At 71.7% G+C, this 20,558-nt stretch carries 21 protein-coding genes; 12 read left to right on the top strand and 9 right to left on the bottom strand.

Going from position 1 to position 20,558, the window contains the following annotated elements:
* Positions 1-197 precede the first annotated feature (197 nt).
* Entirely contained in the window at positions 198-2,090 is a 1,893-nt protein-coding gene (locus KUM38_RS32885) for an SMI1/KNR4 family protein (protein ID WP_217134916.1), read from the bottom strand.
* 72 nt (positions 2,091-2,162) lie between these two features.
* Positions 2,163-2,585, bottom strand: coding sequence for a MerR family transcriptional regulator (locus KUM38_RS32880; protein ID WP_217134915.1), 423 nt, complete (start codon positions 2,583-2,585; stop codon positions 2,163-2,165).
* Positions 2,586-2,975: 390 nt separating this feature from the next.
* On the opposite strand from KUM38_RS32880, the gene KUM38_RS32875 reads away from it, so the two are divergent.
* Complete coding sequence (locus tag KUM38_RS32875; RefSeq protein WP_217134913.1) at positions 2,976-4,487, top strand: SulP family inorganic anion transporter; 1,512 nt, start codon at positions 2,976-2,978, stop codon at positions 4,485-4,487.
* Between the two features lie 209 nt (positions 4,488-4,696).
* Here the strand turns inward: KUM38_RS32875 and KUM38_RS32870 are convergent, their stop codons facing one another.
* The gene (locus tag KUM38_RS32870; protein WP_217134911.1) at positions 4,697-5,104 is read right to left on the bottom strand and encodes a hypothetical protein; all 408 of its coding nucleotides are present in this window, start codon (positions 5,102-5,104) and stop codon (positions 4,697-4,699) included.
* A 255-nt stretch (positions 5,105-5,359) separates the two neighbouring features.
* Between KUM38_RS32870 and KUM38_RS32865 the strand changes: the two genes are divergently transcribed.
* Together KUM38_RS32865 and KUM38_RS32860 are read left to right on the top strand one after the other, a co-directional pair.
* On the top strand, positions 5,360-5,602 hold the full coding sequence (locus tag KUM38_RS32865; RefSeq protein WP_217134909.1) for a hypothetical protein: 243 nt from the start codon (positions 5,360-5,362) through the stop codon (positions 5,600-5,602).
* A gap of 204 nt (positions 5,603-5,806) precedes the next feature.
* Positions 5,807-5,974 carry a hypothetical protein gene (locus tag KUM38_RS32860; protein ID WP_167353471.1) on the top strand — a complete coding sequence of 56 codons (168 nt, stop codon included), beginning with the start codon at positions 5,807-5,809 and terminating at the stop codon, positions 5,972-5,974.
* A gap of 180 nt (positions 5,975-6,154) precedes the next feature.
* On the opposite strand, the gene KUM38_RS32855 is transcribed toward KUM38_RS32860, so the two are convergent.
* Entirely contained in the window at positions 6,155-7,801 is a 1,647-nt protein-coding gene (locus tag KUM38_RS32855) for a hypothetical protein (protein ID WP_308409115.1), read from the bottom strand.
* A 228-nt stretch (positions 7,802-8,029) separates the two neighbouring features.
* Positions 8,030-8,905, bottom strand: a complete 876-nt coding sequence (locus KUM38_RS32850) for a PhzF family phenazine biosynthesis isomerase (protein WP_217134907.1) — start codon at positions 8,903-8,905, stop codon at positions 8,030-8,032.
* Between the two features lie 252 nt (positions 8,906-9,157).
* Here KUM38_RS32850 and KUM38_RS32845 point away from each other — a divergent pair, with 252 nt between their 5' ends.
* Positions 9,158-10,261: an ABC transporter substrate-binding protein gene (locus tag KUM38_RS32845; protein WP_217134905.1), complete on the top strand. Its 1,104-nt coding sequence runs from the start codon at positions 9,158-9,160 to the stop codon at positions 10,259-10,261.
* Between the two features lie 13 nt (positions 10,262-10,274).
* Here KUM38_RS32845 and KUM38_RS32840 read toward each other — a convergent pair whose 3' ends face one another.
* Positions 10,275-10,853 (bottom strand): hypothetical protein, encoded by a 579-nt coding sequence (locus tag KUM38_RS32840; protein ID WP_217134903.1) that lies wholly within the window; start codon positions 10,851-10,853, stop codon positions 10,275-10,277.
* Positions 10,854-11,057: 204 nt separating this feature from the next.
* On the opposite strand from KUM38_RS32840, the gene KUM38_RS32835 reads away from it, so the two are divergent.
* Genes KUM38_RS32835 through KUM38_RS32820 form a run of 4 tightly spaced genes read left to right on the top strand, consistent with a single transcriptional unit; the run spans position 11,058 to position 14,505 of the window.
* A complete protein-coding gene (locus KUM38_RS32835) occupies positions 11,058-11,855 on the top strand; it encodes an endonuclease/exonuclease/phosphatase family protein (RefSeq protein ID WP_217134934.1) in 798 nt (265 codons plus the stop codon).
* Positions 11,856-11,861: 6 nt separating this feature from the next.
* Positions 11,862-12,218, top strand: a complete 357-nt coding sequence (locus KUM38_RS32830) for a hypothetical protein (RefSeq protein WP_217134901.1) — start codon at positions 11,862-11,864, stop codon at positions 12,216-12,218.
* Positions 12,215-13,672, top strand: coding sequence for a cytochrome P450 (locus KUM38_RS32825; protein ID WP_217134899.1), 1,458 nt, complete (start codon positions 12,215-12,217; stop codon positions 13,670-13,672). Before KUM38_RS32830 ends, KUM38_RS32825 begins: the two co-directional genes overlap by 4 nt.
* 53 nt (positions 13,673-13,725) lie before the next feature.
* Complete coding sequence (locus tag KUM38_RS32820; protein ID WP_217134897.1) at positions 13,726-14,505, top strand: class I SAM-dependent methyltransferase; 780 nt, start codon at positions 13,726-13,728, stop codon at positions 14,503-14,505.
* Between the two features lie 43 nt (positions 14,506-14,548).
* Here KUM38_RS32820 and KUM38_RS32815 read toward each other — a convergent pair whose 3' ends face one another.
* Complete coding sequence (locus tag KUM38_RS32815) at positions 14,549-14,800, bottom strand: hypothetical protein (RefSeq protein ID WP_217134894.1); 252 nt, start codon at positions 14,798-14,800, stop codon at positions 14,549-14,551.
* A complete protein-coding gene (locus KUM38_RS32810; RefSeq protein ID WP_308409114.1) occupies positions 14,797-15,393 on the bottom strand; it encodes an ABATE domain-containing protein in 597 nt (198 codons plus the stop codon). The genes KUM38_RS32815 and KUM38_RS32810 overlap by 4 nt, the downstream gene beginning before the upstream one ends.
* Before the next feature lie 96 nt (positions 15,394-15,489).
* Here KUM38_RS32810 and KUM38_RS32805 point away from each other — a divergent pair, with 96 nt between their 5' ends.
* Complete coding sequence (locus KUM38_RS32805) at positions 15,490-16,278, top strand: MBL fold metallo-hydrolase (RefSeq protein WP_217134893.1); 789 nt, start codon at positions 15,490-15,492, stop codon at positions 16,276-16,278.
* 153 nt (positions 16,279-16,431) lie between these two features.
* Here the strand turns inward: KUM38_RS32805 and KUM38_RS32800 are convergent, their stop codons facing one another.
* Entirely contained in the window at positions 16,432-16,728 is a 297-nt protein-coding gene (locus KUM38_RS32800; protein WP_217134892.1) for a GlsB/YeaQ/YmgE family stress response membrane protein, read from the bottom strand.
* A 643-nt stretch (positions 16,729-17,371) separates the two neighbouring features.
* Here KUM38_RS32800 and KUM38_RS32795 point away from each other — a divergent pair.
* The 3 genes from KUM38_RS32795 (at position 17,372) to KUM38_RS32785 (ending at position 20,557) form a co-directional block, all read left to right on the top strand.
* Positions 17,372-18,340 carry a Rieske (2Fe-2S) protein gene (locus tag KUM38_RS32795; protein ID WP_254398102.1) on the top strand — a complete coding sequence of 323 codons (969 nt, stop codon included), beginning with the start codon at positions 17,372-17,374 and terminating at the stop codon, positions 18,338-18,340.
* Positions 18,324-18,866, top strand: a complete 543-nt coding sequence (locus KUM38_RS32790) for a DUF1360 domain-containing protein (protein ID WP_217134891.1) — start codon at positions 18,324-18,326, stop codon at positions 18,864-18,866. The genes KUM38_RS32795 and KUM38_RS32790 overlap by 17 nt, the downstream gene beginning before the upstream one ends.
* Before the next feature lie 491 nt (positions 18,867-19,357).
* Positions 19,358-20,557, top strand: a complete 1,200-nt coding sequence (locus KUM38_RS32785) for a hypothetical protein (protein ID WP_217134890.1) — start codon at positions 19,358-19,360, stop codon at positions 20,555-20,557.
* Position 20,558 lies beyond the last annotated feature (1 nt).

Raw genomic sequence — 20,558 nt, 5'->3', positions numbered from 1 at the left:
TTCGTCGCGCGCGAGGTCTACCACCACCTGACCAGCGCATTCAGCGGCACACCCGGGCCGTCTCCTACAGCTTGACGATCTATAGAAGCTTCAGAGTCAAGCTGAGAGCGAAAGGCCGGCCCGGTGGCCCCGGCCGGCCTTCACCTGCTTTCCGGACCGTCGTCCGTCCGCCCGCTGTCCGTCAGGGGCACGGCTCCTCAGCCCATGCGGATCACCGCGTACGTCTCACCGTCCTTCGGTGGCCGTGTCCAGGAGCGGGTGGTGAACGTGTGCAGCCGCCCGCTGACGATCGCGTGGCGCGGCACCTGCGCACCGAACTCCCCGGCCACCGCTTCCAGCAGCGACCGTTCCACCTCGGCGGAGTCCTCCAGGGTGCCGAAGAACCGGCTCGGGTCCAGCGCCCGCGGTATGTCCCCGCTGCGCCGGACCTCTCCGTCCGCGTAGGTGAACGCGTACTGCTCGGCGCCGTCGCGCGCCACCGAGAGATGGAAGAACGGCTCCCCGTGCCATGCCCTGAGGCCGCTCCACACCACCACCGCGCGGGTGCCCGCGCCGGCGGCCGGGGCGGGGGAGACGAACCGCCGACGGTCGAACGCGGCAGGGTCGCCTTCGAAGGCGAAACTCCAGCCGGGGCCGGCCCGGCCGACCGCCATGAGGGCCTTGTCGTCGTAGGACGAGAACTCCCTCCGGTGGTGCAGCAACCTGTGGCGCGCCTCCCAGAGGGTCATGGGTTCGTTCAGCACCGTGTCGTCCCCGTCCGCCAGGCGAGCGGGCAGTTCCTCCGGCTCCACCCCTTCCACCAGGACGAACCGGTAGGACGTACGGTTGTTGCCGGGGTCGGGCTCCGCGAGCCAGGCCAGGCCGCCCGGGTCGAGCCCGGCCGTCGGCCCCGGTACCTCGCCCGCTTGCCCGCCCCTCGGAGCGGACAGCAGCTCGCGGCCCCGCTCCGGGGCCAGCAGCGGCCCGAGCAGGGGGTCGGCCACCCACCCCAGCGGCGCCAGGTGGTCCGGTCCCAGCGGCTTCCACAGGGGCAGGGCGTCCATCAGGGTCCGCCATGCCCCGTCGGTGTCCCCCCACCGCGCCAGCTCCCGGGCCCGCTCCACCGCCTCCCCGAACGGTCCGTCCGCCGTGTACCGGTACGTGCCGCCGCGCACCTGCTCCAGCGTCGCGTGAGCCAGTGACAGCAGGTCCTCATCGGCGCCCCGCAGATGGAACTTCAGTGTGGAGTCGTCCCGGTACGAGTGCGCCGCGTGCTCGGCGACCAGGGGCGGCAGCAGCTCGGGCGCGTACCGCGGGTCCGTCACCAGGCCGTCGAAGTACACCAGGGAGGTCTGCCCGAGCAGCCGGCGTATCTGGTCGACCAGTCCGGCGGCCCGGGGTCTGCCGTACCCCTTGGCCTCGTCCAAAGCCTCCACGGCCCGTTCCCAACCACCGCGCAGCGCCTCCAGCCGGGCCTCCTCCACCAGGGCGTCCAGCTTCCGCGTCGTGTCGTTGACGAACTCCGGCTCCCCGTCGCCCGGCCGGGCCCGCAGGCTGTGGAACTCCCGGTGCATGTCCCGCATGAACGCGAGGAAGCTCGCGTGCCGCTCGGGTGGCGCGGCCCGCCAGCTCGACCACGTGTACACGGCCCACTCGCCGTCCTCGTCCACGTCCTCGGGATCCATGAGGACGTAGGTGATGTCGGACTCGACGTCGAGCTGCAGCCCGCGCCGCCAGAGGTCCGCTTCCCGCCGCTCCTCGGGCTCGGCGTCCTCGTCCAGGTACTCCTCGAACATGACCGCGAGTCCCGACTCGTCATTGTGCCAGCACGCCTCCGCGCTCCCCGCCAGCAGCGACACGAACCCGCCCGCGTACCGCCACCCGTCGCTGACCTTCAGGAACTCCCGGTACGAGGGCGGCATCCGCCGGCCGAGGCGCTTCTCCAGGGCCGTGATCCGCTCCTCGGACGCGGGCGGGAACCCCAGCCACCGCGCCTGCCGGGCGGCCTCGTCCTCTTCACTCCGCGCCTCGCCGTCCGGCAGGGAATCCGCCCACTCCCCGCTCCACTCGAGCAGGAAGGACCGCCAGTCGAAAGGTAAGTTCTCCGTCATGCTCCGATGCTGTCACCCACCACTGACAGTTCCGCGGGAGTCAGGAACTGCCCGACCGCCCGACCGCCCGGCTCAGGCGCGGGCCGCGGGAGAGTTCTGCTCCAGGCGGGTGCGCAGTGTGGTGGCGAAGTCCTCGGCACGGGCGAGCTGGACGCGGAGCTTGGCGACCTGTTCGCCGGCGGCCCGTTCGTAACCGCGGACGCGCTCCAGCAGTATCTCCCGCTCCTCGGCGCCGAGTTCCGTGCCGGCGTCGAGGCGGTCGGTGGCGTCCAGCAGGTCGCGCATCTGCTCGAGGGAGAAGCCGAGCGGCTTCATGCGACGGATCACCATGAGCCGCTGCACGTCGTTGTCGGTGTAGAGGCGGAAGCCGCCCTGGGAGCGGGCGGAGGGGATGACCAGCCCGGCCTCCTCGTAGTGCCGGATCGTGCGCAGGGACAGCTCCGTACGTGCGGCGACCTCGCCGATCTGCATGTGCCTGCCGTCCGAGCCCGTCATTCCGGTCCTTCCCGCGCCGTGGCGAGCCGCCCCTGCACGCCTCACCGATCTCTACTCTAACGTTAGGGTAGGGTTGCGGATGGCGGGGGCGGCCTTGTCGCGGTCCCGCCGTTGCCGTGTCGGGGCCGATGGCGCCTCCGGCGAAGACGTGATTCCCGGCAGGAGACAAGTGTGCGCGAGCCCATGACGCCCAGCGCTGCCGCCTGCCCGCCGTGACGCTCCGCCCCCGGATCTGAGCCCGGCCGCGTCCTGACAGGCCCTCGCCGGATCCCTCTTCGACTTCGGCTCCGTTTCCCACGGGCCGCCTGCGGGGTGCCGGCCGGCACCACCGTGTTCCTCCCGCGCGCCCGGCGAGAAGGGCGTGCCCGAGCACGACAGGTACCTGTTTCGTTGTCCTCCTCTGTTTCCGTCCCGTCCCCGGCCGCGCGTCTACGCGGCCTGAAGCCCGACTGGCTGCGCGATCCGAAGGTCTGGCGCACCGAGGTGCTGGCCGGCCTGGTGGTCGCGCTCGCGCTGATCCCCGAGGCGATCTCGTTCTCGATCATCGCCGGTGTCGATCCGGCCATCGGCCTGTTCGCCTCCTTCACGATGGCCGTCGTCATCTCCGTCGTCGGCGGCCGGCGGGCGATGATCTCCGCGGCCACCGGCGCCGTCGCCCTCGTCATCGCTCCGCTCAACCGCGAGCACGGCCTCGGTCACCTGATCGCCGCGGTCATCCTCGCCGGCGTCTTCCAGATCGTCCTGGGCGTGCTGGGGGTGGCCAAGCTGATGCGGTTCGTGCCGCGCTCGGTCATGGTCGGCTTCGTCAACGCCCTGGCCATTCTGATCTTCATGGCCCAGGTGCCGGAAATGCGTGATGTGCCCTGGGCGGTCTACCCGCTGATCATCGGCGGCCTGGCCCTGATGGTGTTCTTCCCGAAGGTCACCAAGGCGATCCCGGCGCCGCTGGTCTCCATCGTCATCCTGACCGTCATCACGGTGGCCGCCGGCATCGCGGTGCCCACCGTGGGCGACAAGGGCGACCTGCCGTCCTCCCTGCCCGTCCCGGGCCTGCCCGATGTGCCGTTCACGATGGACACCCTGACCACCATCGCCCCCTACGCACTGGCCATGGCGCTGGTCGGCCTGATGGAGTCGCTGATGACGGCCAAGCTGGTGGACGACATCACCGACACCCACTCCTCCAAGACCCGCGAGTCGATCGGCCAGGGCGTGGCGAACATCGTCACCGGCTTCTTCGGCGGCATGGGCGGCTGCGCCATGATCGGCCAGACCATGATCAACGTGAAGGTCTCCGGAGCCCGCACCCGTCTGTCGACGTTCCTGGCCGGTTCCTTCCTGATGGTGCTGTGCATCGTCTTCGGCCCCGTCGTCTCCGACATCCCCATGGCCGCCCTGGTCGCCGTCATGATCATGGTGTCGTTCGCGACGTTCGACTGGCACTCCATCGCCCCGAGGACACTCCGGCGGATGCCCGCGGGGGAGATCACCGTCATGGTGGTCACCGTGGCCTGCGTCGTGGCCACCCACAACCTCGCCGTCGGTGTCGTCGCCGGCTCGGTCACCGCCATGGTCGTCTTCGCCAAGCGCGTCGCCCACCTCGCCGAGGTCACCGCCGTCACCGACCCCGACGGCACCACCGTGGTCTACCGGGTCACCGGCGAGCTGTTCTTCGCCTCCGTGGGCGACCTCGTCGGCCGGTTCGACTACGCGGGCGACCCGACGAAGGTCGTCATCGACCTGAGCTCGGCGCACATCTGGGACGCTTCCTCCGTCGCGGCCCTGGACGCCGTCGAGACCAAGTACGCCCAGCGCGGCAAGGCCGTAGAGATCACCGGGCTCAACGACCCGAGCGCCCGACTCCACGGCAAGCTCAGCGGCGAACTGACCGCCGGCCACTGACCGCACACGACCGATGCGCCGGCGCCCTTCACCGGGCGGGCGCCGGCCCGTCGGTCGTGACTTCCGCCTGTTCACCCCCCGGGTGCGGGTGAACTTCGGCCGCCGGGCCGGGGAGACGTGACGAGACCGCCGTGGGCGTCGCCTGCCGGCCGCATCCCGGCGTCGGTCCCGAACCTGCCGATCAGCTCGGTCGGAAGCAGGCCGGCATGTCAGGGATAGGTGACGACCGCCACGGAAGCGGGCCGGGGGAACGGCATCATCTCCCATCCCAGGGGCCAGTCCGGATCCCGTTGCTCCGAGGCCTCGACCTCAAGGATCCGGGGAACACGCCATGTCCACCATCGAGCGCCCTGCTCCGGACGGCCGGGCCACGGAATCGTCGCGCGGCGATAGCGGTCGTCGATGCCGTCGAGTTCCGGTTGCCTGATCGTGCGGACACGCGGAGACAGCAGCGGCCAGACTCTCGCGAGCGCGTCTCGGCACGAGAGGTCGTTGCTGAGCTCCGGCGCGCACCACGAGTAGCCCTCTTCCACATCGTTCACCAGAGCACTCCACTGCGCGAGAAGGGAGTTGAGGGAGGGGACTTGTTCTCCGCTGTGGCCGGTTGCCGGGTTCATACGGAGACTGTCCACCAGTACACCGGCCTTGTGCCACCGAATCCGCGGGAACGTCCGCTCGCCGTGGACGGCACGGTCGACGTGCGGGCGATGCGGGCGATCACATCCCTGCCGTGAACCACCGTCCACGGCGGACGAGTCGGAGCGACGGCCGACCGCGGGATCGACCACGATCGTGTGCGGTGAAGTCGCGCGACGGGGGTACCGGCTGGGTGACGCGTGACGGTACGGCTCAGGAGGGCGATGGTGGAATCGATGAGTCAGTTGCGACAGCTCAGAGCCGTGTATGCGGGCGGCGTGGTCGCCTGGACTCTCTGCCTGTTGCTGACCCTGGTCCAGGAGAACGGGTCGGCACGGCAGATCGTGGTGTTGTTGGGCCTGCTCGCCGTCTTCCTCGTCCTGCTGCTGTGGTCGACCTGGTGCCTCTGGGAAGCAGGGACGCGCCGTCCGGCGGACCGGATGGCGGGCACGGCGAACGCGCGGTTCGAGCAGCCCTGACGGCCGTTCCGGGCGGGTGGTCGCGCGCCCGGCGGCCGACGCCCGCACCGGCCCGGTGGACCTCGTACGCCTCGGTCGGGGCGGACCACCGGGTGCCCTGCGGCCGTCGGCGAACGGGCCACACGGTGCCGGGTCGCGTGCGTCCGCGTCTGTGAGCGCGACGGCCGGGCATACGGGCTTCAACCCCATGAGAGGAGTTCGTTCATGCTCGGTATGGTCGCGGCGGTGCTTTTCTTCATCGCGTTTCTGATCAACGCGGCGGAGATCGGCACCAACGACGTGTTCTCTTCGGTGAACGTCATGCTGCTGGGGCTGACCGCCCTGGCCCTGCACGTGGCGGGAATCGGGACCGGCTGGTCCCGCCGACGCTGACCCGGGTCCGCGCGGGCCCGGCACAGGTGTCGCCGGGCCCGCGCCGTCCTGTCCGCCGCCGCCCCGTCGTGGACAGTGGTCGCCGTCGCACGGTGAGCGTCGCGGCCCTCGGCTGCGTCGGAGGGCGCCTTGACGGCGTGAGCGGGCCTACCGGGAGACCCTGCCCGAACGGGTCCGACATCACCCGGACCGCCGGGTCGTCGACGTCCCGGAGCCCGGGACACGGAGGCACACCGTCGAGGTCCTGGTCATGGGCGAGGCCTGAGCGGTCGCACGGCCGGGCGGCGCGCCACGCCGGCCCTGCGTGCCGCGCGGCTCCGGCACCACCTCCGACATCACGGCCGGTGGCAGCGAGGGGTTGGCGGCAGCGGCTTCCACGACCTGCCGGTCGTCGGCGGAGAGCAGTTCGGCCACGACCGACGGCGGGAGGGACGGGTGCCCGGCGGCGATGGGCCGTGCCTGCTCGTCCGCCAGGCAGGCGAGGAGCGCCGGGCCCGTCGCGTTGCGGTGCCGGGCGATTTCACGGAACGCCTTCCGCACCGGCGGTACATGTGCGGCCAGGTCCTCCAGCAGCGCCGGCGGTGCGTCCGGATTGGCCGCCACTCGGGCGAGGACCCGAACCCCGTGCCGTTCGACCATACGGCGCAGCTGTGCCTCGGAGAGGCCCGGGTGGGGCGCGATGGACTTGACCACCTTCGCGTCGGGATCGTCGGCCAGGACGTCGCGGATCTCGGCCGGCAGATCGCGTCGTTCGGCCAGGAGCATCCGCACGGCCGGATTCGGCGACCTGGACAGTTCCCTCACCTCGAGGGGAGAGGCGGCCGCGATCCTCGGCAGCAGCGTCGGGCCGATCCTGACGACGCCGGCCAGGCGGGAGAGCACGTCGAGCGGCACGCGGGGGTTGTGCGCGAGACCGCGCCGTACGTCAGGGCCACGATCGGCCTCCAGCGCCCGGATCAGGGCGCCGTCGATCGCCGGGTTCCCGGCGAGGCCGGCGCGAACACCGGGCACGGGATCACCGGCGAGCCGTACCGCCGTCTCCGGCGGCAGGTCGGGGCGGACCGCGAGCAGGCAGCGCAGCACCGTCGACGGGTGGTCGGCGAACCGGACGACGGCTTCGGCGGGCGTGGCGGGGTTCCGCAGAGCCAGCTCCGCCGTCTCGAGGACGGTGGACTCGTGGGAGCCCGTACAGGAGGCACCGGACCGCAGCTCGCAGTCGGGCCGCGGGCACCGCGGGTCGTGCAGGAAGGGCGTTTCCTCACGGTCACAGACCAGACATCGCTCCGCCGGAGGCAGTCCTTCGCCGGTGACCAGCATCGCCAGCACGTCCGGTGGCGTCGCCTCGTTGGCCGCCACCGCGCGGCGGACCTCGGCGTGCCGGTGCCGCGCGAGCCGGGCGGCCGTGTCCGCCGTCGTCCACGCCGCGAGCTCCGCGACGACCCGTACGTCCGGGTCGGCGGCCAGCGTCTCCCGCACGGCAGGCGGGAGTCCAAGGCAGGCGGCCAGCTTCGCCCGGCGCTCCGCGTCCGGATCCGCCGCGAAGCGCCGGGCCCACTCCGGGTCACCGGCCCCCTCGTCGAGCAGGGCGAGCGCGGCGTCCGGCGATGCGACGGGATCGATGTCGGCGGCGGTCAGCAGGCCCCTGCGGGCAAGCAGCACAGCGCTTTCCCCGATCCGCGAGGCCAGGGCGACCGCCTGCTCGTGACGGAGATCCGCGCGCCCTGCGAGGTTCTCGGCGATGTCCGCGTCCGCGACCGGGATCAGCCGGTCGACCAGCTCGACGGGCAGGGCCGTATTGGCGGCGAGCCCGCACAGTACGTGATTCACGGGAGGACATTCTGTCCGGACCGCGGTCGAACGGCCGGTTGTTCTCCGCCCGAAGCCGCACGGGCCGCCACCATGCGCCTCGGCGTCGGCCGCGACGCCCGCGCGATCTCCGGCGCACGCGCGGACAGTTCGCGCGGCGCCACCGGCGGGCGGGACGAAGGCGACCGGCTTCGGGTGGTGGCGCGGAGCCGGTCGGGCGGCGAGCGCGCACCGCGAGAGAACGGCCCCTCAGCCGATGCGAGCTCCCGCGCCGCCGACCCGGACGCGCGGGTCACCCGCGCGCAGCGTCACCGTGAGCCGGCCCGGGCGGCCCAGGTCCTCGCCCTGGTGCAGGGTGAGAACGGCGTCCTCGGGGACAAGGCCGAACTCACGGGCGTACGCCCCGAACGCCGCCGCCGCGGCGCCGGTCGCCGGGTCCTCGACGACGCCGCCGACGGGGAACGGGTCACGGACGTGGAAGACGGTGGCCGACTCCCGCCACACCAACTGGACGGTGGTCAGGTCCAGGCGGTGCATGAGGGCTTCGAGGCGCGCGAAGTCGTACGAGAGATCCGCGAGACGGGCACGTGTCGCCGCCGCGAGCACGAGGTGACGGGCGCCGGCGAACGCGATACGGGGCGGGAAGACCGGATCGAGATCGGCGGCCGGCCAGCCCAGCGCGGCGAGCGCCTCCGCGAGGTCGGCGTCGGCGATCTCCGCGACGTGCGGCTCGACGCTGGTGAGCGTGGCCCTGACCGTCCCGTCCTCCTCGGTCACCTCCACCGGCACGGTGCCGGCCCGCGTCGCGAACACCAGCTCCCCGGGGCCCGTCCGCTCGGCGAGGGCGACGGCGGTCGCGACGGTGGCGTGCCCGCAGAACGGCACCTCGGCCTTGGGACTGAAGTAACGGATGCCGTACACCCGCCCCTCGGGACCGTCGAGGCCCTCCGGGGGCGCGGTGAGGAACGCGGACTCCGAGTACCCGAGGTCGGCGGCGATGGCCAGCATGTCCCCGTCGTCCAGAGCGGTGGCGTCCAGCACGACACCGGCGGGGTTTCCGCCGTCGGGACTGCTGGAGAAGGCGGTGTAGCGCAGTACCTCGGGCCGCGGCGCATTCGTCGTCATGCTCGCGGCAACACGGCGCGGGATCGCGGCTATTCCCGGACGGGCCGCGGGGGACGGAGACGGCCGCTCGCGAAGGGCCCGCGCGACGGAGCGAACGGGAGAGTGGTGGGGGAGGAGGCAGTCCCCACATAATCGATTGCCTGCCGGCGACGGGGGTGGATGCGATGTCCGGCATGACGACCCGGCGTGCCCCTTGCCCCTCTGCGATCCGGGCGGCACGCAACCGAACCGCCCCACAGGAGACGCCGACGCATGAACGCGCCATCAGCACCGCCGCCCGAAGCCGAACGGGCTGTCCGGATCGGCGCTCTCGTACCGCTGACCCGGCCCGGCTGGGCCGAGGCGGGCCGGCACCTGCTCGCCGGACTCGAGCTGGCCGTTCGCGACGTCAATGACGGCGGCGGGATCGCCGGAAGACCACTCGAGCTGGTGGTCCGGGACACCGCGGCCGATCCGCACCGGGCCGCGGCGGCCGTGGACGAACTGGCCCGCCTGGGCGTGGCCGCCTTGGCGGGGGAGTACCACAGCGTCGTCGCCCGCGCCGTCGCCGCCCGGGCCGACGCCCTCGGCCTGCCGTTCCTCTGCTCGTCGGCGGTGCTCGACGCGCTCACCGAACAGCCGACGCCATGGGTCGCGCGCCTCGCCCCGGCACAGTCCCACGGCTGGCGGATCTACGCGGACTTCCTCCTCGGCGCGGGCCACAGCCGCATCGTCGTGGCCGCCGAGCCGAGTGTCTACTGGGCATCCGGGTCCCGCATCCTGCGGGACCACCTCGCGCCACGCGGCGGCACCGTGATCGAACTCGACATGAGTGCGCTCGCCCCCACGGCCGTGTGCGACGCACTCGTCGACCACCGCGCGACAGCCCTCCTTCTTCTGGTCGGCCACCCGGAACCGGCCGTGTCGATCGTCAGGTCCGTCCGCCGGGACCGGCGCCTCGCCGAGGTCATGATCGGTGCTCCGGCCGGGCAACCGGAGTTCACCCGATGGGCGACGCTGCTGGGCGACGAGGGCGCCGCGGTCCCGTTCCTGCGCTACCTGCCCGAGTGCCTCGGTCCGCTCGGCGCACGGGTCGAGGCGGTGCTGCGCGAGCGGCTGGCCGAAGCACCCTCCTTCGTCGCCTTCGAGGGCTACGACACGGTCGTCGTCCTCGCCGACGTACTGCGTTCTCACGGCGGGGGACGGGCGCGCACGGCCGAACCCTGGCCGTGCGTCGCGGTCGAAGGCACCCGCGGGCGGATCCGGTTCTCCCGCCCGCCGGGCATCAGCGTCCGGCAATGGGCCTGGCCGCCGGTCCAGGTCGTCGACCGGGATCCGGCGAACCCCGATCGCTTTCGGATCCTCCACACCGGCTGAGGATCCAGAGGATTCAGAGGGGGAGGTGAACCTCCGTCACGACTGCCGTGCCGGCCACCGTCCGGTCCTCGTGCATGCTGATCCGCCGGCCGGCTTCGACGTGCCTCCAGTGCGAGGGGGTGAGGGGAACGAGACGAACAGCGGCCCGGCCGCCGGGTTCCAGGAAGGGCATGTCCTCGACCCAGAGCCGGGCGATGCTCACCGTGACACCACCGGTGGGTGAGAGGTTCCCGATGTCCCACATGGGCCGCAGCTCACCATGACCGGAGATCGGCGTCCTGCGCCGTGACTCGGCAACCGGACGAAGCGTCAGATCGGCCCGGATCACCCCGTTCCGGATCTCGGAGCACCGCCAGTGGCACCAGGCCGCGCTCCGCTCGAGGTGAAGCTGCTCGGCCGCCCCGGCAAGCCGCTCCCAGAACGTCAAGGGCAGCGGATGTCCGTCCCCGAGCTCCTCCAGCAGGTTCAGCGCGATCTGCCACTCGTCGTGGGCGAGGTGGTCCCAGACGTCCCCCACCGTGAGGTCGTTTTCAGTGGCGACCTCCTCCGGGACCAGGAGCGAAGCCGATTCGAGCAGCTCGATGACATCCATGGCGCAATTGTCGGCCACGTGCCGGGTCGCGTCGTTCCCGCTCCCGGGGACAGGGTGGACGGTCCCGCCGGCCGGACACTCACGCGTTGCCGACAACACCGTCCCATAAGCTCGTGCGGGGAAGCACCGGATGCCAGGTGTCCGCACAGTGAGGAGGCGACAGTGCTCGGAAGGGGCGCGCGGTTGCTCACGGGCGCCGTGATCATGGCCTGCGTGGTGCTCCTCGGTCCCAGCGCACCGAGCGGAGTCCCCTTCGCCAGGCCACTGCCCGTCGGTGCCGTCGAGGACGTCGTACCGAACCGGGTCATGACGTGGAACATCTGCAACCCCTGCGAGACGAGCAACGTCGACCGGGCAGCGGAGATCGCCACGTACGCGCCCCAGGTCATCGGCCTGCAGGAAGCGTGCGTGCGGGACGTCGAGAGGATCCGGGACTATCTGCGGCGCCTCTACGGACTGGTCTACCACGTCGAGTACGGGACGGTTCTACGGAACTGGGGCCGTTGCGGGGGAGCGCCGTGGAGTCCGGGAGCCTACGGCCAGGCGATCCTCTCGGCGGCACCGATGACGGACCGGGTCAACGTGGAATACCCCGACGGAGGATCCGAAGACCGTGGGTACATGGCAGTCACCACCGTGGTGGGCGGCCGGTCCGTACGGGTCTTCAACACGCACCTCGCCGAACGGCGTCAGGAAGCGGTACGGGCGGACCAGACCGGCGTACTCGCCGCGGTCGTCGCCCGGCACGACCGCGCAATCGTTCTCGGAGACTTCAACGCCGTGCCGGACGCTCCCGAACTGACCCCGATCTGGGCACTGGCCGAGGACACGGATCCCCGGTGCCGTCCCTCGTACGCCGGCACCTGCGAACCGACCACCGACTGGCGCAGCAAGTTCGACTACGTCTTCCTGCGAGGCATCACCCCGCTCGAGCACCGCGTGGAACCCACCCCGTACTCGGACCACGACATGCTGCACACCGACGTGGACCCGATCCGGTAGGTTTCCGTGGGTCTGTCCGGTGCCACCGGCCCGGAGGACACGGCCCGGCCGCGCACGACGCTCCCGGACGAGTCGTTCCGCCGCTTCCCGCAGCCGGTCCGGTCGGACACCCCCGGCCATGACCGCACGGTCACCGTGCCGGACGAACGCGCCGAGCCGCTGCTCAGGACCGGCGCCGCCCACCGCCGGGGCGGACCTGACCGGATCGCCGGTGCCGGGCTGCGGGACGCGTGCCCGTTCCCCGAAGCCGGTGAGCGGGCGGGATGTGACGCACACGGCATGGAGCCGCCGCATCCCGCACCGCGGTCCTGGGCAGACATCGGCCGCCCCGACGGACTCACACGAGGAGCACCACGGCTGTGACCGCCCCACCCGTCATAACCGTCCCCACACGGACCGCGCCCGGAGCCCTGCCCCTGCTGGGCCATGCTCACCGCCTCGCACGTGACCCCCTGCCCTTCATCACGTCGCTTCGCCGGCACGGCAGCGTCGTACGCATACGCATCGGACCGACCGCCGCCTACGTCGTCACCGATCCCGACCTGACCCGCAGGGTCCTGGTCACCGAGGCCGCCCACTACGCCAAGGGCGGAAAGATCATCGACGCGTTACGCGTCTTCTTCGGCGACGGCCTGGCCACCGTCGCCGACGGCGACACGCACCTGCGCAACCGGCGCCTCATGCAGCCCATGTTCAACAAGGCGCACATCGCCACACGCGGCAGCGCCATGATCGACCGGGTCCGGTCGATGGTCGGGGCATGGCGGGAGAACGAGAGGCGCGACGTCTTCGGCGACATGAACGACCTCACCCTGGCCGCGTTCCTCGTCGCCCTCTTCGGCACCGACCTGCCCGAGCACCCGCGGACCGAGTTCACCGCCCTGATGCCGGCCATCATGAAAGGCACCATCCGGCAGACCGTCCTGCCGCCCTGGGCCACCCGTCTGCCGCTGCCCGCCAACCGCGCGCACGCCGCACGCGTCGCGCAACTCCGCGATCTCGTCGACCAGGCCATCGACCACCACCGCACGTCCCTGCCGAGCGCGCCGCCCCACGACGCGGACACCGGCCCGGCGTGCCCGCACGCACCATCGGCCCAGGGCGGTCTGTTCGCCGCACTCCTCACCGCGGACCGGCCCTTGACGCGCCGGCACCTGCAGGACGAGGCCATCACCCTGCTGACCGGCGCCATCGAGACCACCGGCACGACCCTGGCGTGGACCCTCTACGAGATCAGCCGGCACCCTGACGTCGAGCAGCGCCTGCGCACCGAACTGGCGGACGCCTGCGGCAACCGCCCACTGCACTACACGGACCTCGAAAAGCTTCCGTACGCCCGTCAGGTGCTGCAGGAAGCCATCCGCAAGTACGGGCCGGCCTGGATGGTCACCCGCACCGCCACCCGCGACGTGGAGCTCGGAGGCCACCGGATCCCCGAAGGAGCCGACGTGGTCTGGAGTCCGTACCTCCACCAGCACGATCCGTCCCGCTTTCCCGCCCCGGACGTCTTCGACCCCGACCGCTGGGCCCCACGTCGTCCTCCGGCCGCCCGCGGCTCCTTCCTCGCCTTCGGCGACGGCCGCCGCAAATGCATCGGCGAGAACTTCGCGTGGGCCGAGCTGCAGATCATCCTGGCGGCGATCCTCCAGCGCTGGCCGCGCATCGAGCTCGTGTCCCGCGACCCACGGCCTCAAGCGGTGGTGACGGTCAAACCCGACACGATTTCCATGAGGTACGGCCACCGTGATGCCGCCACCGCGGCCGTGGACGGTCACCCGCTCTCCCCTCGGGAGTCTCCCGGCTCGGCGGGGGACTGATCCGCAGGGGCGGCGGATCGGTTCGTCCTCGCGGGCACTGCTAGCGTAACGGTGTGGACCAGGAGGAACGGCTGCTGCACGCCTCGTCGTTCGGGCCGGCGGCGGTCGAGTACGCCGAGCACCGTCCGGATTACGCGCGGGCTGCGGTGCGCTGGGCGCTCGAACCCGCGCCCGGCCCGCGCGTGCTCGACCTCGGCGCCGGAACCGGAAAGCTGACCGCCACGCTGCTCGCACCGGGCGCCCGAGTCGTCGCGGTCGAGCCCGACCCGGCGATGCTCGCCGAGCTGCGCCGCTCGCTGCCTGCTGTCCGTGCCCTGCGGGGCAGCGCCGAGGCGATACCGCTTCCGGACGCGTCCGTCGATGCCGTGCTGGCCGGCAACGCCATGCACTGGTTCGACATGACCGTCGCCGGCCCCGAGATCGCCAGGGTCCTCGCGCCCAGCGGCATCCTGGCCGGTCTGTGGAACGTCATGGACGACCGGGCCGAGTGGGTTGCCGGGCTCGCGCGGGTCAGCGGGAGCGCGGCCGTCGGCCCGCGTGACACGCCCACCGGCTGGCGTGCCGAGACGGCCGACGCACACCTTCCGGGGAACGGCGCCGCCGCCCTGTTCGGCTCGCCGGAGCAGGCCGAGTTCCCGCACGGGCAGCGCCGTACCGCCGACTCCCTCGTCGCGACCCTCGCGACGCGCGCGGGGGTGCTGGTCATGCCGGAACATGAACGAGAGGCCACGCTGGACCGGATCCGCGCCTTCCTCGCGAACAGACCGGAGACCGCCCGCGGCGAGTTCACCCTCCCGATGCTGACCGGCGTGCTGCGCGTCCGGCGGCTGTGAAGCCTCACGTCGAAGACCCGGGCGGTCGTGCACGGCCGCCCGGTCACGTCATGGGCGACGGCCCGGACATGCCGTACCGGCGCGGCGGTCGCCGCCATGGCCGCCACCCGGTGAACCCGGCTCCCGCGCCGTCACGTGGGCCGGCCCCGTCCTTCGGCTCCGGTTTCCGGTCCTGGACGAGGAGCCCGAGCAGCACCTCGTCCAGGAACTCGCCCCTCACCCGGTAGGAGGCGAAGGCCGGGACGTGCTCGGCCTCGTGTTCGCGGTGACGGTGGGTGCGGGCGTTGCCGGTCACTCCGAGGTCCGCCGGGCGCGGGCGGCGCGGGCGCGGTCGCCGCAGCGGGTGGAGCACCAGTGGCGCCGACCGTGAGTGCGTACGAGGAAGCGGTCGCAGGGTGTGGAGCCGCAGGCTGCGAGCAGGTCGGCGTCCCGGCCGGTGAGGAGGTCGGCGGCGTCGGCGGCGAGGGTCGCCAGCGCGTGGCCGACGGCCTGGTCGGTGGGGTGCGCCTGGACGCGGCGTGGTCCCCGCGGTCCGTCCCAGGCGAGCAGGGGAGCGGTGGGCACAGCGGTGAGTGCCTCGTTGACGGCCCGCAGGGACTGCTCGGGCGGGGCGGTGCCCTCGACGCGGGCTCCGAACAGGGCCCGCACATGACCGCGCAGCGTGCGCATCCGCCGCGCGCACACTTCGTACAGCCTGACGTCCGGAGCGGTCAGGTCGTGGGCGGCGAGCCAGCGCATGGCGGATTCGGGGGCGGCGAGCAGGTCGTAACTCTGGCCGGCTGGGAGGGTCGCGACGGTGTCGGCGAAGTCGAGCGAGCGGTACCGGTCGGCGCCCGGAGCCGGGGGCAGCGCGATGGGGGTGACGTCGGCGAACACGATCTCTTCCACGTTCTCATGGTAACGCTTGCGTTTTTCCGTGATGCCTTCCTATCGTGAGTCATGGAAAAAGAGACTCTCATCCGTGACTAGCCAGGAGTGGTCCGCATGTCCCAGCACGACGCCGAGCAGATCCAGGTCCGCACGCTGGGCGGTCCCACCGCCCTCTTCGAGTACGGCGGCCTGCGCTTCCTGACGGACCCGACCTTCGACGGGCCCGGCGACTACGCCTCCCCGGGCCCGACCCTGACCAAGACCACCGCCTCCCGCGCCACCCCCGCCGAACTCGGCCCCGTCGACGTGGTCCTGCTCTCGCACGACGAACATGCCGACAACCTCGACACGTCCGGACGCGCCATGCTCGCCGACGTCCCGCTCACCCTCACCACCCCCGGCGGCGGACAGCGGCTGGGAGGCACGGCCAGAGGCCTGGCCGACTGGGAGTCGATCGACCTGGACCGGCCCGACGGAGGCACGGTCACCGTCACCGGTGTCCCCGCCGTCCACGGCCCGGGCCCACGCGAAGAGATCGAGCCGATCACCGGCCAGGTCGTCGGCTTCGTGCTCACCGGAGACGGCCTGCCCACGGTCTACGTCAGCGGCGACAACGCCTCGCTCGACGCGGTCAGGGAAATCGCCGGGCGTTTCGCCCCGTTGGACACCGCGATCCTCTTCGCCGGAGCCCCTCGCTTCCCCATGCTCTTCGACGGCGGGCTGATCGTCCTCGACAGCGCCCAGGCGGCGGAAGCCACCCGGATCCTCGGCGCCCGCAGCGTCGTCCCCGTCCACCACGACAGCTGGGCCCACTTCACCGAGGGCCGCGACGACCTGGAGGCCGCCTTCACCGCTGCCGGCCTGGCCGACCGCCTGGACCGGAGTTGGGTCCAGCGCGCCTGAGGCCACCGAACCGCGCGGCGAGGGCGGCGTCGGCGGCGAAGGCGTCCGCCGGATCACGCCCTGTCGCACGTGGGTGCCCCCGTCCGAAGACGGGGGCACCCACGTGGACATGGTCGGTTTGTCCTGCGCCAGGTCGCGTCGACCGCCGGGCCGTTACGCGTGGGCGTGGCCGCGGCGATGGCCGCGCCCGTGTCCGCGACCGGTGAACAGCCGGTACAGCGCCAGCAGAATGACGGATCCGACGACGGCCGCGATCCAGGTGGACAGGTCGAAGAAGCCGTCGATCGAGTCGACCCCGAAGATCACCTTGCCGAGGAATCCCCCGAGGAGCCCTCCGGCAATACCGATGAGCATGGTGATGATGATTCCGCCCGGGTCCTTGCCCGGCATGAGCGCCTTGGCAATGGCTCCGGCGAGCAGGCCGATGAATATCCACGCGATGATGCCCATCACAGACTCTCCTTGCTGTCGGTTCGCCGTACGTGTGTCCCCGGATCACATTTCCTAACTGATTCGTGTGCGGTCGGCTTTGGGTGTCTCATGCTGATGCCCTGTTGGCGGGACAGCGCCGTTCCGTGCCGTCGGCGCGACTCGTCCGAATCAAGCCCTGCATCCCCAACCCCCTTGAAAAGGGGCGTTCTCACGCTTCTCCGAGGGGCACGAGGGCCGCCGGTTCGCCGTCGTTCCATGGACGAGCGGTGGTCGTCGAGGAGATCTCGCCGCGGGGGCGAAACGGTCACGTCGGACGGTAAGGGCGTCCTCGATCCGGCAGAGGGCGACAGCGTCATGACCATCACCGCGCAGGGCGAGAGCCTCGAGCAACGCGTGGTCGACGAGATCTTCTGCCAGAAGGTCCCGGGCCGGAACGCTCCGGGCGGCAAGCCCTGGATCGAGATCGACCTGCGGAAGACCGCCGCCCGGCAGGGCGTGGACAACCCCAGCGGAGCTGAGCGGCGGAACCCCCGGCCGGCGTCGGCTGCCTCCGCCTTGCGTCCGGCGACCGGACGGCGGACGCGGAGCCCTCGCACGCCGCGGGCCGGCAGGGCCGCCGGAGCCGCTGTTTGCCCCCCGGCCCTCGGGGGACCCTGCGCTCATGAACAAGAAGCCGGGTCGCCGCCGTATGCGGCAGAACCGAGTGCTGTGGCTGCTGGACGCCCTGGAGCGCGAGCCCAGGACGGACGCGGTGATCGACGTGCTCGGCAGAGGAGTGCGGGCGCTGCCGCTCGGCCGCGCACGGGACGTGCTGCACGGAAGATGGCTCGGCCATCCGGTGCACCCCTTGATGGTGCAGGTGCCGATCGGCACCTGGATGTCCGCCGCGGTACTCGACCTGCGGCCCGGCCGGTCCCGGGAGGCCGGCCTCCTGGTGGGCGTCGGGCTGGCGGCGGCCGGCCCCGCAGCCCTGGCGGGCGCGGTCGACTGGGCGGAACTCCACCGTCAGCAGAAGCGGGTGGGGCTGGTGCACGCGGTGGCCAACACGACGGCCGTGGGTCTGTACGGCGCCTCACTCCTCCTTCGCCTCTCCGGGCGGGCCGGGGCAGGCCGCGCGTGCGGCTTCCTCGGTCTGACCGCGGTCGGTCTGGGGGGCGTGCTCGGCGGCCACATGGCGTATCGGCAGGCTTCCGGTGCCAACCACGCCGAGGAGGTGCCGCACATCGTCGGGCGGGGCTGGCACCGGATCGGCACGGTGGACGAGTTCCCCGTCGGCCGTCCCGTACGGCGCACCGTGGACGATGTGCCGGTCCTGGTGGTGCGCGAGATCGGTGGAGCGATCCACGTGCTGGCCGAGCGGTGCAGTCATCTGGCGGGACCGCTGTCCGAGGGCACGGTCGCCGACGGGTGTGTCCGGTGCCCCTGGCACGGCAGTGTCTTCCGGCTCTCGGACGGCTGGAACGTCCGCGGCCCCGCCACGGCGCCCCAGCCCGCCTTCGACAGCCGCGTCGTCGCCGGGCATGTCGAGGTCAGCCTGCGCCGGGAGGGGCAGGAGACGGTGGACGGCGGCGAAACGGACGAGCCGGTGACGAGGACAGGACGGAGCAGAGGTCATGGGCACAGCAGCTGACCGCCGTTTCGCACCACGTCTCAGGGAACTGCTGCGACGCACCGAACACGCCTACGCGGCGGGGGACGAGCGCCCGCTGCGCGGCTATCTGGCGGCCATGGCGGCTTTCGGGGCGTACACAGCCGGTTGGGCGACGGTGGTGAGGATGCGTGGGCGTCCCCTGCCGGACCGGCCCGTGCCCTGGGACGTGGCCCTGACCGCTGTGGCGACGTTCCGGCTGAGCCGGCTGCTGAGCAAGGCGTCGGTGACCAGTCCGCTGAGGGCCCCCTTCACCACGTTCGTCGGCCCGCAGGGGCCGGCCGAACTGCACGAGGAGGCTCGGTCCGACGACGGCGACGCCACGGTCGGCGAGCTGGTGACCTGCCCGTTCTGCATGAGCGTCTGGGTGGCCTCGACCCTCACGGCCGGACAGTTGCTCTGGCCGCGTGCGACCCGCACCACCATGGGGGCGCTCACCGCGCTGGCCGGCGCGGACGCGCTGCAGCTGGCGTACAACGCGCTGGTGAACAGGACGACCGGCGAGTGATCCCGGCGCGGACGCGAGCCCTGTGGTGTACAGGAGCGGGAAGGCGCGTGGCACGGGCCGGAACCCGCGCCTTCTCCAGCGTGCCCACGCACCCGGTGCGCCACTGACGCCCGCGGCAACGGCTCCGCCACGGACGCGTCCGCTCCGGTGACCTCGGCGGCAAGGACGAACAGGGTGACGTACCCGGTCCCCGTTCGAGGCACCCGTGTGGCCGTGAGCTTCCCTCTGTGGTGACCGGTGGTTCCTCTCGAAGGAGGAACAGGGGGTTTCGAGGGTTTCCGTCGAGACGCCGGCACGCTTCACCGGCGAGCGCGGACCTCCCCTCTCGTTGGCCCGTTCAGGGGAACAACGAGGCCTGCACGCGTGAGCGGTGGCTCAAAAGCACCTGTGATGAACAGACTGGTGAGCGGATCCGTGCTCGTTGCCTGCACCGGGGTACCTCGGCGACGCGGCGCGCGCCCCGCAACCCACGCCCGCAGGAGGCACTCCCCATGACGTTCAATCCATTGGAGCAGCGGGGCATCCCGCTGGACCGGCAGCTGCGCAGCTGGCGTGAGCTGAACGTGGAGCCGATCGACCCGGACCGGTGTGATCCGTACACCCGGTGCCGGATCATCACGATGAACGGGATCGAGGTGGAGGCCATCCTGTTCAGCCACCAGCTCGCCCGGCACACGGCGGACCCGGAGATCAAGCGGCAGCTGGCCCGGGTGCGGTACATCGAGGCGCAGCAGCAGAAGGCGGTCAACTGGCTGCTCCCGGGTGTCTCCTCGGTGCTGGAGACGACGATCGCCTACGAGCAGGTCGCGGTCGACCTGACGGCGTGGGTGGCGCGGATGGAGCCGGACCCGTACCTGAAGCAGGCGTACCAGTTCGGTGTGCTGGAGGACTTCGACCACCTGTACCGGTACGCGAACCTGTACGAGATGATCGAGCACCGCAAGGCGGAGTCGATCGTCGACAACCTGAACGAGGTCATGCCGGGCCGCCCCACGCGGTTCCACCACCGTGATCCGGTCGACAACGTCCGCGACCCGTACGAGAAGGACCGGACGGACCCGTTGTCGAAGCTGCACGCACTGACGATCATGTCGGCGGAGCAGCAGACGATGAACTTCTACATGAACACCGGCCCCACCTACATGGAGCCGATCGCCCGCCAGCTCTACCAGGAGATCGGGCTGATCGAGGAGGAGCACGTCACCCACTACGAGTCCCTCGTGGACCCCGGTGAGACGTGGTGGGAGCAGCTGGTCAACCACGAGTACAACGAGTGCTACCTGTACCACTCCTTCATGGAGCAGGAGAGCGACCCGAAGGTGAAGGCGATCTGGGAGCTGCACCTGAACATGGAGCTGGAGCACCTGCACGCCGCCTGCGACCTGATGCGCCGGCACGACGGCCGTGAGCCGCAGGAGGTCCTCGCGCCCGAGCTGCCGAACGTGCTCACCTTCGAGCCGAACAAGCAGTACGTGCGCGAGCTGCTGGACACCCAGATGGACCTGACCACGCTGGGCGCCGGCTACGTGCGCGAGGCGCACGAGCGGTTCGAACGGATGCAGGAGGCCGTCCACGGCGGGGAGGCGCCGCCGAGCGACCGGGTCATGACCGAGCACGACGAGATGTTCGGCCGTGAGTACCGCGTCCAGACCGAGGGCGAGCACCCCGACCCCGCCCTGCGCGAGAAGTAGG

Origin of the sequence: Streptomyces sp. AC558_RSS880 (assembly GCF_019049255.1) — a bacterium.
GTDB lineage: Bacteria > Actinomycetota > Actinomycetes > Streptomycetales > Streptomycetaceae > Streptomyces.
Note: the sequence above shows the minus strand (reverse complement) of the source record. Positions and strands in the feature narration are given on the sequence as shown.

What these genes read in the sequence shown, in the direction of transcription:
- KUM38_RS32790 (WP_217134891.1), top strand. Translation starts at nt 18,324, where the DNA reads ATGGGCACAGCAGCTGACCGCCGTTTCGCACCACGTCTCAGGGAACTG.
- KUM38_RS32840 (WP_217134903.1), bottom strand. Translation starts at nt 10,853, where the DNA reads ATGGATGTCATCGAGCTGCTCGAATCGGCTTCGCTCCTGGTCCCGGAG.
- KUM38_RS32865 (WP_217134909.1), top strand. Translation starts at nt 5,360, where the DNA reads ATGAGTCAGTTGCGACAGCTCAGAGCCGTGTATGCGGGCGGCGTGGTC.
- KUM38_RS32880 (WP_217134915.1), bottom strand. Translation starts at nt 2,585, where the DNA reads ATGACGGGCTCGGACGGCAGGCACATGCAGATCGGCGAGGTCGCCGCA.
- KUM38_RS32795 (WP_254398102.1), top strand. Translation starts at nt 17,372, where the DNA reads ATGAACAAGAAGCCGGGTCGCCGCCGTATGCGGCAGAACCGAGTGCTG.
- KUM38_RS32805 (WP_217134893.1), top strand. Translation starts at nt 15,490, where the DNA reads ATGTCCCAGCACGACGCCGAGCAGATCCAGGTCCGCACGCTGGGCGGT.
- KUM38_RS32885 (WP_217134916.1), bottom strand. Translation starts at nt 2,090, where the DNA reads ATGACGGAGAACTTACCTTTCGACTGGCGGTCCTTCCTGCTCGAGTGG.
- KUM38_RS32785 (WP_217134890.1), top strand. Translation starts at nt 19,358, where the DNA reads ATGACGTTCAATCCATTGGAGCAGCGGGGCATCCCGCTGGACCGGCAG.
- KUM38_RS32860 (WP_167353471.1), top strand. Translation starts at nt 5,807, where the DNA reads ATGCTCGGTATGGTCGCGGCGGTGCTTTTCTTCATCGCGTTTCTGATC.
- KUM38_RS32850 (WP_217134907.1), bottom strand. Translation starts at nt 8,905, where the DNA reads ATGACGACGAATGCGCCGCGGCCCGAGGTACTGCGCTACACCGCCTTC.
- KUM38_RS32835 (WP_217134934.1), top strand. Translation starts at nt 11,058, where the DNA reads ATGGCCTGCGTGGTGCTCCTCGGTCCCAGCGCACCGAGCGGAGTCCCC.
- KUM38_RS32800 (WP_217134892.1), bottom strand. Translation starts at nt 16,728, where the DNA reads ATGGGCATCATCGCGTGGATATTCATCGGCCTGCTCGCCGGAGCCATT.
- KUM38_RS32845 (WP_217134905.1), top strand. Translation starts at nt 9,158, where the DNA reads ATGAACGCGCCATCAGCACCGCCGCCCGAAGCCGAACGGGCTGTCCGG.
- KUM38_RS32870 (WP_217134911.1), bottom strand. Translation starts at nt 5,104, where the DNA reads ATGAACCCGGCAACCGGCCACAGCGGAGAACAAGTCCCCTCCCTCAAC.